12 protein-coding genes and 2 pseudogenes are annotated in these 13,772 nt (G+C 71.2%); 11 read left to right on the top strand and 3 right to left on the bottom strand.

Features of this window, described 5'->3' with window-relative positions; translation table 11 throughout:
- Positions 1-14 precede the first annotated feature (14 nt).
- Positions 15-2,086: pseudogene (locus ABZY13_RS27795) on the top strand (pectinesterase family protein).
- Between the two features lie 101 nt (positions 2,087-2,187).
- On the opposite strand, the gene ABZY13_RS27790 reads toward ABZY13_RS27795, so the two are convergent.
- Entirely contained in the window at positions 2,188-3,996 is a 1,809-nt protein-coding gene (locus ABZY13_RS27790; protein ID WP_356635445.1) for a bifunctional metallophosphatase/5'-nucleotidase, read from the bottom strand.
- A 157-nt stretch (positions 3,997-4,153) separates the two neighbouring features.
- Between ABZY13_RS27790 and mshD the strand changes: the two genes are divergently transcribed.
- The 6 genes and pseudogenes from mshD to ABZY13_RS27760 all read left to right on the top strand — a co-directional run bounded on the left by mshD (position 4,154) and on the right by ABZY13_RS27760 (position 10,093).
- Complete coding sequence (mshD, locus tag ABZY13_RS27785) at positions 4,154-5,080, top strand: mycothiol synthase (protein WP_356635443.1); 927 nt, start codon at positions 4,154-4,156, stop codon at positions 5,078-5,080.
- 145 nt (positions 5,081-5,225) lie between these two features.
- A complete protein-coding gene (locus ABZY13_RS27780; RefSeq protein WP_356635522.1) occupies positions 5,226-5,624 on the top strand; it encodes a GntR family transcriptional regulator in 399 nt (132 codons plus the stop codon).
- A pseudogene (locus ABZY13_RS27775) lies at positions 5,621-5,896 on the top strand (ABC transporter ATP-binding protein); the annotation flags it as partial. The gene ABZY13_RS27780 and the pseudogene ABZY13_RS27775, both read left to right, overlap by 4 nt.
- A gap of 301 nt (positions 5,897-6,197) precedes the next feature.
- Positions 6,198-8,561 (top strand): RNA degradosome polyphosphate kinase, encoded by a 2,364-nt coding sequence (locus tag ABZY13_RS27770; RefSeq protein ID WP_356635441.1) that lies wholly within the window; start codon positions 6,198-6,200, stop codon positions 8,559-8,561.
- On the top strand, positions 8,542-9,639 hold the full coding sequence (locus ABZY13_RS27765; RefSeq protein WP_356635439.1) for a CHAD domain-containing protein: 1,098 nt from the start codon (positions 8,542-8,544) through the stop codon (positions 9,637-9,639). Before ABZY13_RS27770 ends, ABZY13_RS27765 begins: the two co-directional genes overlap by 20 nt.
- 28 nt (positions 9,640-9,667) lie before the next feature.
- Positions 9,668-10,093 (top strand): NUDIX hydrolase, encoded by a 426-nt coding sequence (locus ABZY13_RS27760; protein ID WP_356635437.1) that lies wholly within the window; start codon positions 9,668-9,670, stop codon positions 10,091-10,093.
- Here ABZY13_RS27760 and ABZY13_RS27755 read toward each other — a convergent pair.
- Positions 10,090-10,266 carry a hypothetical protein gene (locus ABZY13_RS27755; RefSeq protein ID WP_356635435.1) on the bottom strand — a complete coding sequence of 59 codons (177 nt, stop codon included), beginning with the start codon at positions 10,264-10,266 and terminating at the stop codon, positions 10,090-10,092. The two genes, ABZY13_RS27760 and ABZY13_RS27755, sit on opposite strands and share 4 nt — an antisense overlap.
- 136 nt (positions 10,267-10,402) lie before the next feature.
- Here ABZY13_RS27755 and ABZY13_RS27750 point away from each other — a divergent pair, with 136 nt between their 5' ends.
- Complete coding sequence (locus ABZY13_RS27750) at positions 10,403-11,239, top strand: hypothetical protein (RefSeq protein ID WP_356635433.1); 837 nt, start codon at positions 10,403-10,405, stop codon at positions 11,237-11,239.
- An 82-nt stretch (positions 11,240-11,321) separates the two neighbouring features.
- Positions 11,322-11,498, top strand: coding sequence for a hypothetical protein (locus tag ABZY13_RS27745; RefSeq protein ID WP_356635431.1), 177 nt, complete (start codon positions 11,322-11,324; stop codon positions 11,496-11,498).
- 4 nt (positions 11,499-11,502) lie between these two features.
- Here the strand turns inward: ABZY13_RS27745 and ABZY13_RS27740 are convergent, their stop codons facing one another.
- Positions 11,503-11,826 (bottom strand): metal-sensitive transcriptional regulator, encoded by a 324-nt coding sequence (locus ABZY13_RS27740; RefSeq protein ID WP_356635429.1) that lies wholly within the window; start codon positions 11,824-11,826, stop codon positions 11,503-11,505.
- A 201-nt stretch (positions 11,827-12,027) separates the two neighbouring features.
- On the opposite strand from ABZY13_RS27740, the gene ABZY13_RS27735 reads away from it, so the two are divergent.
- Together ABZY13_RS27735 and ABZY13_RS27730 are read left to right on the top strand one after the other, a co-directional pair.
- On the top strand, positions 12,028-12,648 hold the full coding sequence (locus tag ABZY13_RS27735; protein ID WP_141313930.1) for a DUF47 family protein: 621 nt from the start codon (positions 12,028-12,030) through the stop codon (positions 12,646-12,648).
- Positions 12,649-12,655: 7 nt separating this feature from the next.
- Positions 12,656-13,654: an inorganic phosphate transporter gene (locus ABZY13_RS27730; protein WP_356635426.1), complete on the top strand. Its 999-nt coding sequence runs from the start codon at positions 12,656-12,658 to the stop codon at positions 13,652-13,654.
- Positions 13,655-13,772 lie beyond the last annotated feature (118 nt).

Raw genomic sequence — 13,772 nt, 5'->3', positions numbered from 1 at the left:
AACGGAACCCGCACATGCGTGAGAACCGCAGCAAGCCCCGCCACCGCCGCGGGCGCACCGCGTTGTCGGTCGGTCTCCCCCTGGCGCTGACCGCCGCCGGGACGTTCGCCTACGGCGGCGACCTCGGGGTCTTCGGCGAGGACGTCCAGCGGACCGCCTCCGCCGCTGCCGCCACCTGGGCCGACGACGTCGCCGACGGCTTCGCGTCCGTCAACTCCCTCGGCCAGAACGGCACCTACGGCGGGCGCGGCGGCAGGACCGTCACCGTGCGCACCCTGGCCGACCTGGAGAAGTACGCCACCGCAGCCGAGCCCTACGTCATCGTCGTCGCCGGGACGATCACCATGAACCCGGTCGGCAAGGAGATCAAGGTCGCCTCCGACAAGACCATCGTCGGCTCGGGCACCGCCGGTCAGATCGTCGGCGGAGGCTTCTTCCTCGGCACGGGCGTGCACAACGTCATCATCCGCAACCTCACCATCCGGGACTCGTACCAGGGCGTCTGGAACGACAAGGACCACGACTTCGACGCGATCCAGATGGACGGCGCCCACCACGTGTGGATCGACCACAACGACCTGCGGCACATGGCCGACGGGCTCATCGACGTCCGCAAGGACAGCACCAACGTCACGGTGTCCTGGAACCGGATGAGCACCAACAACAAGACGTTCGGCATCGGCTGGACCGAGAACCTGGTCACCGACATCACGGTCCACCACAACTGGATCCGCGAGACCGAGCAGCGCAACCCCTCCACGGACAACGCCGCGCACGCCCACCTCTACAACAACTTCCTGGAGGACACCCCGGGGACGGACATCACCTCGTCCTACGGCAACTACGCGCGCGGGCGCACCAACATGGTCCTGGAGAACTCCTACTTCCAGGGCTTCCGCAACCCCGTCATCCGCGACGCCACCGCCACCCTCGTCCAGCGCGGCAACGTCTTCTCGGGGACCAGCGGACGCAACGAGAGCGGCGGGACGGCCGCCTCCTTCGATCCGAAGGCGTACTACGCGTACACCCTCGACAAGGCAGCCGACGTCCCGGCGGTCGTCAAGTCCGGGGCGGGTCCCCGGAGTTCCCTGGGCACGGCCACCGCCACCTCCACGTCGGCCGACGCGGCCACCACCCTCACCGTCGCCAAGGACGGCACCGGCCGGTACTCCACCGTCCAGGCCGCCGTGAACGCCGTGCCCGTGAACAACCCCGCCCGCGTCGTCATCGCCGTCAAGCCGGGCACGTACCGCGAGCCGGTGAAGGTGCCGGCCAACAAGCCGCACGTCACCATCCAGGGCACCGGCGCGAGCCGCAAGGACACGGTGATCGTCTACAACAACGCCTCGGGCACGCCGAAGCCGGACGGCTCGGGGACGTACGGCACCGGGGGCAGCGCCACCGTCGCCGTCGAGGCCGACGACTTCCAGGCCCGCAACCTGACCATCTCCAACGACTTCGACGAGGCGAACAACCAGCACATCGGCGGCCACCAGGCCGTCGCCCTGCGCACCGCCGCCGACAAGGTGTTCCTCGACGGCGTGATCGTCACCGGCGACCAGGACACGCTGCTGCTGGACACGGCCGCCAAGGACCGGCTGGGCCGGGTCTACATGACCGACTCCTACGTCGTCGGCAACGTCGACTTCATCTTCGGCCGGGCCACCGCCGTCATCGACCGCTCGGTGATCACGCTGAAGAAGCGCTGGAACGGCACGTCGGCCGGTTACGTCACCGCCCCGAGCACGGCCGCGAACCGCAAGGGTTTCCTCATCGCCAACTCCACGGTGAACGGCGACGTCTCCGACCGCACCTTCTACCTCGGCCGCCCCTGGCACGCCGGCGGCGACGCCACCCTCGACCCGCAGCCACGGTCCGCAACAGCACGCTCAGCGCCGCGATCCGCACCGCGCCGTGGACCGACATGAGCGGCTTCTCCTGGAAGGACGACCGGTTCGCGGAGTACAGGAACACCGGCGCGGGCGCGGGCGCCGCGAGCGCCGACCGCCCGCAGCTCACCGACGCACAGGCCGCCGACCAGGAAGTCGCGGACTGGCTGGCGGGATGGACGCCGACGGCGTCCTGACCGCCGTAAGAAGAGAGGAAAGAGGAAAGCGCCGCGTTTCCCGGGACCCCGGGGAACGCGGCGCTTTTCCTGCTTGTACCGCTACTGCCGACTTACTACTGCTACTTGACGATCGTGATGCGGTTCGTGACCGGCGGTGCGATCGGCGCGGTGGCCGAGGAGTTCGCCGTCAGGTAGCGCTCCAGAGCGGTCAGGTCGTCCAGGCCCACCAGGTCGTTGTCGCCCGTGCCCAGCGTCGGGAAGCCGTCGCCGCCGCCCGCGAGGAAGCTGTTCGTCGCGACGCGGTAGGTGGCGGCCGGGTCGATGGCCGCGCCGTTCAGGCGGATCGAGTCGGTGACGACGCGGTCGGCGCCGGTCCTGGTCAGGTCCAGCGTGTACGTCAGGTTGGCGGACGGCTGGAGGATCTTCGGGGAGGCCGTGTTGGCGCCGCTCACCTGCTCCTTGAGGACCTGGATCAGCTCGGCGCCGGAGAAGTCCTGGAGGTTGACCGTGTTGGCGAACGGCTGGACCGTGAAGCCCTCCGCGTACGTCACCACGCCGTCGCCCTCGGTGCCCTTGGCCGCGTAGGTCAGGCCGGCCCGGACGCCGCCCGGGTTCATCAGCGCGACGTCGGTCTCCGGGTCGAGCTCCTTTCCGTACGCGAGCTGCGCGTCGGCGATCAGGTCGCCCATCGGGGACTCGGTGCCGGTGTTGGGGATGTCGGCGGAGATGTAGCCGATGGGACGGTTGCCGATGGGCGCCGCGAGGGCGTTCCACCTGCCGATCAGGTCGGTCATGTCGGGCGCCTTGGGGACGTCCCGGGTGACCACGTGGTTCGCGGAGGTGACGGCCGTACGGGCGATGTCACCCGTGAAGCGGTCGTAGGTGAGCGTGGTGTCCGTGTAGAGGCGGCCGAAGGACGAGGCCGAGGTGACCGTGCGCGGGTTGCCCGCCGGGTCGTCGATCGTGCACACGTACGCGTTGTGGGTGTGGCCGGTGACCAGCGCGTCCACCTGCGGCGTGACGTTCTTCGCGATGTCCACGATCGGACCGGAAACGCCGTCGCCGGCGCCCGGGGAGTCGCAGTCGTAGTTGTACGCCGACGAGGCCGGGAAGCCGCCCTCGTGGACCAGCGCGACGATCGACTTCACGCCCTGCTTCTGGAGCACCTTGGCGTACTTGTTGATCGTCTCGACCTCGTCCTTGAAGGTGAGGCCCTTGACGCCCTCGGCGGAGACGATGTTCGGGGTGCCCTCCAGGGTCACTCCGATGAAGCCGATCTTGACGTCCTTCTTCTTCCACACCCAGTACGGCTTGAGGATCGGCTTGCCGGTGTCCTCGCCCAGCACGTTCGCGGCGAGGTACGGGAAGTCGGCGCCCGCGAACTCCTCGTCCGTGTAGCAGCCCTCGACCGGGTGGCAGCCGCCGTTCTGGAGCCGGGCCAGTTCGCGCGCGCCCTCGTCGAACTCGTGGTTGCCGACCGCGCTGACGTCGAGGTCGAGGCCGTTGAGCGCCTCGATGGTGGGCTCGTCGTGGAAGAGGCCCGACAGCAGCGGGGAGGCGCCGACCATGTCGCCGCCGGCCGCGGTGATCGAGTACTTGTTGCCCTCGCGCGCCTGGCGCAGGTGGGTGGCGAGGTACTCGACGCCGCCCGCGTCGACGGTGCGGGTGGTGCCGTCCTCGTGCAGCTCGGTGACGCGGCCGGAGGAGCCGGACGGAGGCTCGAGGTTGCCGTGCAGGTCGTTGAAGGACAGCAGCTGCACGTCCTGGTAGCGGCTCCAGCCGCCGCCCTTGGTGTCGTCGGCGGCCGTCCCGGCGGTTGCGGGCAGCGCGGCGGCCAGGGCGCCGACGGTCGCGATCCCCGCGGCCACCGCGAGGACGCGGGTCGTGCGGCGTCGGCGGTGGACGCGCGGCTGAGGTGTGGCAGGCATGTGCCCCCCTGTGGGTGTGCTGAGGTTCTGTGACGTGGCTTGGCTCCGTCCGGGCGCAGCCTAAAGTCAACGCGCGTAGCGCGACAGGGGTATCCGGGTTACATCATGGTTTCCCTTTGCCCCCGCGCCGCACCCCCTGCCCTTTACCCTCGATCACATGACCAGCGACGACATCGCACGGCCGGGCCATGCCCGCTCACTCCAGACCCTCACCGCCCTTTCCCCGGAGCAGATCGAGGCGGTTCTCGGACTGCTCGCCGAGGCAGCGCGCGCCGACGGCCGGCAGGCGGTGTCCGAACAGGGCCGGCTCCAGCTGAGCGGCGGCGAGCGCGAGGGCGTCTCCCACCTGCTGCTCTCCGAGGACGGCGAACTCGTCGGGTACGCCCAGCTGGAGGACACCGACCCGGTCGAGGCGCCCGCCGCCGAACTGGTCGTCCACCCCGCGCACCGCGGGCACGGGCACGGACGCGCCCTGGGCGCCGCCCTGCTGGCGGCCACCGGCAAGCGGCTGCGGGTGTGGGCGCACGGCGGCCACTCCGCCGCCCGGCACCTCGCCCAGGTCCTCGGCCTCACCCTCTTCCGCGAACTGCGCCAGATGCGCCGCCCGCTGACCGGCCTCGACCTGCCGGAGCCGGTGCTGCCCGAGGGCGTGACCGTCCGCACCTTCGTGGCCGGGCAGGACGACGCCGAGTGGCTCGCCGTCAACGCCGCGGCCTTCGCGCACCACCCGGAGCAGGGCTCGCTGACCCAGCGGGACCTGGACGACCGCAAGGCCCAGCCGTGGTTCGACCCGGCCGGGTTCTTCCTCGCCTTCCGCGACGGCGAACTCATCGGCTTCCACTGGACGAAGGTGCACGCCGAGGAGCAGCTCGGCGAGGTGTACGTCGTCGGGGTCGCGCCCGCCGCGCAGGGGCTCGGCCTCGGCAAGGCCCTCACCACGATCGGGCTGCGCCATCTCGCCGCCCAGACGCTGCCGACGGCGATGCTGTACGTCGACGCGGACAACAAGGCGGCGGTGGCGGTGTACGAGCGGCTCGGGTTCCGGACGTACGAGACGGACCTGATGTACCGCAGCGAGACGTGAGGCACCGCGGCGGGACGTGAGACAAGTCCCCGTACACCCGTCGGAAGCGGGTGGCCGGCGACGGACGAGGGGGCGGCGATCTTGACGCCGCCCCTTCCTTGCACCACCCTTTCACTACTTGATTAGTGAAAGGGTGGTGGTCCGGGTGGTCGCGTACCGCATCGACCGGCGCAGCGGCGTCGCCACCTACGTGCAGATCGTCCAGCAGACCAAACAGGCCCTGCGCCTCGGTCTGCTGCAACCCGGCGACAAGCTGCCCACGGCCCGCGAGGTCGTGGAGGCCACCGCCGTCAACCCGAACACCGTGCTGAAGGCCTACCGCGAACTGGAACGCGAGGGCCTGGTCGAGGCCCGCCGCGGCCTCGGCACCTTCGTCCGCAGAACGCTGGGCGCCGCCGCCGCGGACTCCCCGCTGCGCGAGGCGCTGCACACCGACCTGCGGGCCTGGGCCGACCGCGCCCGGCAGGCCGGCCTGGACCGGGACGACGTGACCGCGCTCTTCACCTCCGTACTGGACGAGCGCTTCCAGGGGAACCCGGCATGACCGACACCGCCCTCGATGCGGCTGACCTGGGCAGCAGATTCGGCCGGCGCGGCCGGCGCCCCGCCCTGGACGGCTGCGCCTTCGCCCTCCCCGCCGCCCGCGTCCGCGCCCTGGTCGGCCCGAACGGCGCCGGGAAGTCCACCCCGCTCGCCCCCCACCGAGGGCGCACCGAGGGCGCCGTCACCGTTCTCGGCACGACCCCGGCGGCGGCCCGCGAGCGCCTCGCGTACGCCGCCCAGGGCAAGCCCCAGCACCCGCAGCTCAGCGTTGCCGGCGGGGAATCGTCCTGGCCCTGACGGCGGCGCTCCTTTTGCTGCACCGCGCCACGGGCGGCCGTGCCTGACGACGGCGGCGGCGGTGGGGAGGCGGCCCCTCCGGTCCGGCCATTTCCGCCCCCATGACACGCCCCTCCCCGCCGCCCCGCGCCCTGTCCCCGCCCGCCGCCTTCCGCCTGCTCCGCCGCCGTACCGGCTGATTTGCCGCTCACCGGCAACCCCGGCGGGCCGTGCCCCGCTATCCCGCACGTCATGTCGCCGTAACCATTGATTCAGACTGGCTTGCGACGCTCGGCCAATGACTCCCGCCGTGCCCGAGCCTTCGCGGCCCCCCACCGAGGGCGCCGAGTGGAACGGAGCCGCCGTGCTCCCGCCCGCCCGCTCCGACGCGCCTGTATCGCTCCCGGCGCGGAACAATGGAGCCATGAGCCAGAACGCCGAGGCAGACGCCACGAAGGTCCAGCACCACCAGCCCTCCGTGGGCTCCATAGCCGCCCACCGCCCGCACACGGTCTCGGCCACCGTCTCCGACCTCGAACCGGACATCGACGCCGACCTCGACGCGTACGAGGAGGCCGACCACCCCGGCGAGCCGCTGCCGCAGGGCCGGTTCCTGGACCGGGAGCGCAGCTGGCTCGCGTTCAACGAGCGCGTCCTGGAGCTCGCCGAGGACCCCAACACGCCCCTGCTGGAGCGCGCCAACTTCCTGGCGATCTTCGCCAGCAACCTGGACGAGTTCTTCATGGTCCGGGTGGCCGGACTCAAGCGCCGCATCGCCACCGGCGTCGCCACCCGCTCCGCCTCCGGCCTCCAGCCCACCCAGGTGCTGGAGATGATCTGGGCCCGCTCCCGCGAGCTGATGGCCCGGCACGCCGCCTGCTTCCACGAGGACGTCGCCCCCGCCCTCGCCGACGAGGGCATCAACCTGGTCCGCTGGAGCGAGCTGACGGACAAGGAGCAGGCCCGCCTGTTCACCCTGTTCCGGCACCAGATCTTCCCCGTCCTCACCCCCCTCGCCGTCGACCCGGCGCACCCCTTCCCGTACATCTCCGGCCTCTCCCTCAACCTGGCCGTGGTGGTGCGCAACCCCGTCAGCGGCCACCGGCACTTCGCCCGCGTCAAGGTCCCCCCGCTGCTCTCCCGCTTCCTGGAGAGCTCCCCGGGCCGGTACGTCCCCATCGAGGACGTCATCGCCGCGCACCTGGAGGAGCTGTTCCCGGGCATGGAGGTGCTGGAGCACCACGCCTTCCGCATCACCCGCAACGAGGACCTGGAGGTGGAGGAGGACGACGCCGAGAACCTCCTCCAGGCCCTGGAGAAGGAGCTGATGCGCCGCCGCTTCGGGCCGCCGGTGCGGCTGGAGGTCGAGGAGTCCATCGACCGCGAGGTGCTCGACCTGCTGGTGCGGGAGCTGAAGATCACCGAGGCCGAGGTGTACCCGCTGCCCGGCCCCCTGGACCTCACCGGCCTCTTCCGCATCCACGGCCTGGACCGGCCTGAGCTGAAGTACCAGAAGTTCGTCGCCGGCACCCACCGCGACCTCGCCGAGGTCGAGTCGGCCTCCGCGCCCGACATCTTCGCCGCCCTGCGCACCCGGGACGTGCTGCTGCACCACCCCTACGACTCCTTCTCCACCTCCGTGCAGGCGTTCCTGGAGCAGGCCGCGGCCGACCCGGACGTCCTCGCCATCAAGCAGACCCTGTACCGGACCTCGGGCGACTCCCCCATCGTGGACGCGCTGATCGACGCCGCCGAGTCCGGCAAGCAGGTCCTCGTCCTGGTGGAGATCAAGGCCCGCTTCGACGAGCACGCCAACATCAAGTGGGCGCGCAAGCTGGAGGAGGCCGGCTGCCACGTCGTCTACGGCCTGGTCGGCCTGAAGACGCACTGCAAGCTGTCGCTGGTGGTCCGTCAGGAGGGCGACACGCTACGGCGCTACAGCCACGTCGGCACCGGCAACTACCACCCCAAGACGGCCCGCCTGTACGAGGACCTCGGCCTGCTCACCGCCGACCCGCAGGTGGGCGCCGACCTGTCCGACCTGTTCAACCGGCTCTCCGGCTACTCCCGCCGGGAGACCTACCGCCGGCTGCTGGTCGCCCCCAAGTCCCTGCGCGACGGCCTGATCTCACGCATCGACAGGGAGATCCAGCACCACCGCTCCGGCCGCCCCGCCTACGTCCGCATCAAGGTCAACTCGATGGTGGACGAGGCGATCATCGACGCCCTGTACCGGGCGTCCCAGGCGGGCGTGGCCATTGACGTCTGGGTGCGCGGCATCTGCGCGGTGCGTCCCGGCGTGACCGGCCTGTCGGAGAACATACGGGTCCGCTCGATACTCGGCCGCTTCCTCGAACACTCCCGCGTGTTCGCCTTCTGCAACGGCGGCGAACCGGAAGTGTGGATCGGCAGCGCCGACATGATGCACCGCAACCTCGACCGCCGCATCGAGGCCCTCGTCCGCGTCGTGGACCCGGCGCACCGCGCCACGCTCAACCGGCTTCTGGAGACCGGCATGTCGGACTCCACTGCCTCCTGGCACCTGGGCCCGGACGGCGAATGGACCCGGCACGCGGTGGACGGGGACGGCGGGCCCCTGCGGAACATCCAGGAGATGCTCATAGACGCCCGGAGGCGCCGGCGTGGCACAGCAACACCTTGACCCCACCGACCCCCTGGCGGGCCCGGTGACCGGTGAGGCCCTGGCGGGCTATCTGCGGGCGCAGGCCACGGAGTTCCTCCGCGCCCTGCGCCAGCACCGGGAGACCGGGGGCGGCGGGGCCGCCCACCACAACGGCACGGACGAGACGGTCGACGCGGCGCGCGCACTGCGCCGCTCGGCCCGCCGGATCAGCGCCAGCCTGCACACCTTCCGGCCGCTGCTGGACGCCGACTGGGCCGAGGGCATGCGCCCCGAACTGGCCTGGCTGTCCGGCACGCTGGCCCTGGAGCACGCGTGCGCGGCCCGGCTGGAACGCCTGCTGCAGGCGCTGCACCGGCTGTCGGGCTCGGCGCCCTTCCCGGCGCAGGCCACGCTGCCCGCGTCCGGCCGGACCCGGGTCGCCGTGGCCGAGGAGACCGCTCCCGCGGCTCGGACGGCGACCGCACCGGAGCGCGGCAACCTCACCGTGGGCGCCGCGAAGGCGGGCGCGCTGCTGGAGCGCCAGCTGACCCTGGCCCGGACACGCGCCCACTCCAGCGCCCTCCAGGCGCTCGGCTCCAGCCGCTTCCACGCCGTCGCCGACAAGGTCGCCTTACTGGCCAGCGAGGTGCCGCTCACCCCGGCCGCGGTCACCGCCGACCTGGGCCCGCACGCCGCGGCGGCCGAGGAGCGGCTCACCGACGCGGTCGCCGCGCTGCCGCTGGTCACCGCGGGCAACCCGTACAACGCCGAGGCCCTGATCCACGGGCTGTCCCCGGAGGCGGCCCCGCATCCGCAGGACGCGCCCTGGCACCAGGTCCGGCTGCTGCTGCGCCTGCACCGCTACGCCCGCGAGGTGATCGAGGGGCAGGACGCGCCCGTCGACGTGCGCCTGCTGGCGGCGGGACAGGCCCTCAACCGGCACCGCGACGCCTCCGAGGCGGCAGCGGCGGCGGCAGCGGCGGCCCGCACCCCGCGCATCGCCCCCGCGACGGCGTACGCCCTCGGCGTCCTGCACGCCGACCAGCGGCACGAGGTGGAGGCGGCGCGGTTCGCGTTCCAGCAGTCGTGGCAGAAGCAGACGGTGGGCACGCCCTGACCGCGGCGAAAGGACGGTGACCGAACCCATGACCGACGAGGAGCAGCCCGTACTGGCGGCGGGCTGCGTGCTGTGGCGCCGCTCCCCCGCCGACGGCGGGCTGGAGCTGTGCGTGGTCCACCGTCCGAAGTACGACGACTGGTCCCACCCCAAGGGCAAGCTGAACCCCGGCGAGGACGCGCTGGCCGGGGCGCTGCGGGAGGTCGAGGAGGAGACCGGCTACACCGCGGCGCCCGGCCCCGAGCTGCCCACGGTCCACTACCTCACGGGCGGCCGGCCCAAGCAGGTGCGCTACTGGGCGGCCGAGGCGGTCTCCGGCGGCTTCACCCCGAACTCGGAGGTGGACCGCATCCTGTGGCTGCCGCCCGCGGCGGCCCGCGACCGCCTCACCCAGCCGCGCGACCGCGAACTGGTGGACGAACTCCTGACGGCGCGGCGCCACCCGAGCCGCTAGTCGGGACTCCCCGCGTGCCCGGCCGCGTCGGTGCGCGCCTGACTGCGCGCCCGGCGGGCGGGCCCCCGCCATCCACAGCTGCACCGCGCGATGCAGAACGACCCCTGCTCGACCATGGTGGTCCGGTGCTCCACCTGTTCCCCACCCGGGACGAAACGCTCCTGCTGCGTCACGCCGACAACGTTACCCACCCCAGGTGAACAACAGGATCCCCGTGCCCCCCGCGCCGCGCGTGACGGTGCAACCTACCGGTCGTTAACCGACACGAAGGGGGCCCGAGACGGACGGACGGCTGGGGGTAGGCAGGCGATGGCGGAGCGGCAGCACGGCAGGGCGGGCGGAACGGTCCTCACGGCGGGACTGATCGCCTGCCTGTGCCTCGGCGGCTCCGGCTGCCAGAACACCGGCGCGGCGGCGGACGACGCCCGCCCCGCCGACCCGGTGCGCACCCTGCACCGGGCCGCCGACGCCCTCGAGGAGGCCGGCAGCTCCCGGGCCCGCACATCGATGGAGATGGCCACCGGCGGCACCCGTGTGACCATCCACGGCGAGGGCGTCTACGACTTCGCCCAGCGGCGCGGCCGGCTCACGCTGCTGCTCCCGCAGGACCCGGCGGGCACCGCGCACCGCCCGATCACCGAGCTGCTCACCCCCGGCGCCCTGTTCATGAAGAACCGCGGCGCGGGCGTCCCGGCGGACAAATGGGTCCGCGTCGACACGGCCACCCTGTCCGACGGCAATCTGGTCACCGGCGGGGCCACCGACCCGTTCACCGCGGCGGAGGTGCTGCGCGGCACCCACACCGCGACCTACGTCGGCACCACCAGGCTCGACGGCACGGAAGTGCGCCACTACCGGGGCACGGCGAACCTCTCCCGCGCGGCGAAGCACGCCTCCACGGACGGCCGTGCCCCGCTGACGGCGGCGGCGAAAGGGTTCGCCACGGCCGAGGTCCCCTTCGACGTCTTCCTCGACACCGAGGGCCGCATCCGCAAGCTGGAACACCGCTTCAGTTTCGTCAACGGCAGCAGCAGAAACAGCGTGGCGGTCTCCTCCACCACGTTCCTCTACGACTTCGGCGCCCCGGCCGACGTGACGCTGCCGCCCTCCGAGCACATCTACGCGGGCCGCATCGCCGAGAAGTGACCGGCTGGAACTAGCCCGTCCGTGCCATGCGCGGTGCGCGGGCCGCTCCCTACTCTAGGAAGCCGGTGACGGCAGGGATGAGGTGACGCACGTGGCTCCGGTCGGCGGTACGGCAGTTCAGGACCACGTGGCCCTCGCCGAGATAGAACTGTGCGGCGAGCTGATCATCGCCGCCTCCGCCGCGAAGGACCGCCTCAGCCTGGAGAGCATCGACGAGGTCCTCCGCGTGGCCGAGGAACGCGACCGCCCCCGGCCCTGACCGCTCAGGTCCGCAGCAGCCGCCCGATGGCCTTGGTGGCCTCTTCCACCTTCGCGTCGACCTCGTCCCCGCCCTTGACCGCGGCGTCCGCGACGCAGTGCCGCAGATGCTCCTCCAGAAGCTGCAGCGCGAAGGACTGCAGAGCCTTGGTCGAAGCTGACACCTGGGTGAGTATGTCAATACAGTAGACATCCTCTTCGACCATCCGCTGCAGCCCCCGGATCTGCCCCTCGATCCGCCGCAGCCGCTTCAGATGCTCGTCCTTCTGCTTGTGATACCCGTGCACCGCCTGGTCCGCGGCCTCCGCTCCGGCCTCGATGGCAGTCATCGCACCCTCCAGACATATACCCCCAGAGGGTATATGGTAGCGAACTTTCCTGGGTATAGCCCTCTTGGCCACTGTCCGGAACCCGACCCCGTGCCGAACGCGGAATTTCATGGGCGACACTGGACGACGGCCCCTTAGCCGTGGCCGGATGATGCGCCTAGCATCAGCCTGACCGAAACCGAAGCACCCCGAGGACCCCACGTGCGCTTTCGTCTGACCCCCAGGGAGACGAGCTTCTATGACATGTTCGCCGCATCCGCGGACAACATCGTCACGGGCTCGAAACTCCTGATGGAACTGCTCGGGGCGGACGCTTCCGCCCGGGCCGAGATCGCAGAGCGTATGCGGGCAGCCGAACACGCCGGTGACGACGCCACGCACGCGATCTTCCACCAGTTGAACTCCTCGTTCATCACGCCCTTCGACCGCGAGGACATCTACACCCTCGCGTCCTCCCTCGACGACATCATGGACTTCATGGAAGAGGCCGTCGACCTCGTCGTCCTCTACAACATCGAGGAACTGCCCAAGGGCGTCGAACAGCAGATCGAGGTCCTGGCCCGCGCGGCCGAGCTGACGGCCGAGGCCATGCCGCACCTGCGCACCCTGGACAACCTCACCGAGTACTGGATCGAGGTCAACCGCCTGGAGAACCAGGCCGACCAGATCCACCGCAAGCTCCTCGCCCACCTCTTCAACGGCAAGTACGACGCGATCGAGGTCCTCAAGCTCAAGCAGATCGTGGACGTCCTGGAAGAGGCGGCCGACGCCTTCGAGCACGTGGCGAACACGGTGGAGACCATCGCCGTCAAGGAGTCCTGACCCGTACATGGACACCTTCGCCCTGGTCGTGACCATCATGGTCGCCCTGTTCTTCACCTACACCAACGGCTTCCACGACTCGGCCAACGCGATCGCCACCTCCGTGTCGACCCGCGCCCTGACCCCCCGCGCCGCCCTCGCCATGGCCGCCGTCATGAACCTGATCGGCGCCTTCCTCGGCAGCGGCGTGGCCAAAACGGTCAGCGAGGGCCTGATCGAGACCCCCGAGGGCTCGACGGGCATGGGCATCCTCTTCGCCGCGCTCCTCGGCGCGATCACCTGGAACCTCATCACCTGGTACTTCGGCCTGCCCTCCTCGTCCTCCCACGCCCTGTTCGGCGGCATGGTCGGCGCGGCGCTGGCGGGCGGCACCCAGGTCTACTGGCACGGCGTCTTCCAGAAGGTCATCATCCCCATGTTCGTCTCCCCGATCGTCGGCCTCCTCGCCGGCTACCTGGTGATGACGGCCATCATGTGGATCTTCCGCCGCTCCAACCCGCACAAGGCCAAGCGCGGCTTCCGCATCGCCCAGACGGTCTCCGCCGCCGGCATGGCCCTCGGCCACGGCCTCCAGGACGCCCAGAAGACGATGGGCATCGTCGTCATGGCCCTGGTCATCGCCGACGTGGAGGACTACGGCGACCCCATCCCCATCTGGGTGAAGATCGCCTGCGCCGTCATGCTCTCCCTGGGCACCTACGCGGGCGGCTGGCGCATCATGCGCACCCTGGGCCGCAAGATCATCGAACTCGACCCCCCGCAGGGCTTCGCCGCCGAGACGACGGGCGCGTCGATCATGTTCACCACGGCGTTCCTCTTCAAGGCCCCCATCTCCACGACCCACGTCATCACCTCGGCGATCATGGGCGTGGGCGCGACGAAGCGCCTGAACGCCGTCCGCTGGGGCGTGGCCAAGAACATCGTCCTGGGCTGGTTCATCACGATGCCGGCCGCGGGCCTGGTGGCGGCGGCCGCATTCGGCGTCGTACACCTGGCGTTCCTGTAGCGAGGGCGCCGTCCCGGCAGCCGGAACGCCGGAACACCCGCGTACGGCGGAAAGCCGCACACGGCGCCGCCACACACCCGGCCTTCCCGCAGCCACGATGGCGGGTAGGCCGCGTACG

It is taken from the genome of Streptomyces sp. NPDC006610 (assembly GCF_040611575.1).
GTDB lineage: Bacteria > Actinomycetota > Actinomycetes > Streptomycetales > Streptomycetaceae > Streptomyces.
Note: the sequence above shows the minus strand (reverse complement) of the source record. Positions and strands in the feature narration are given on the sequence as shown.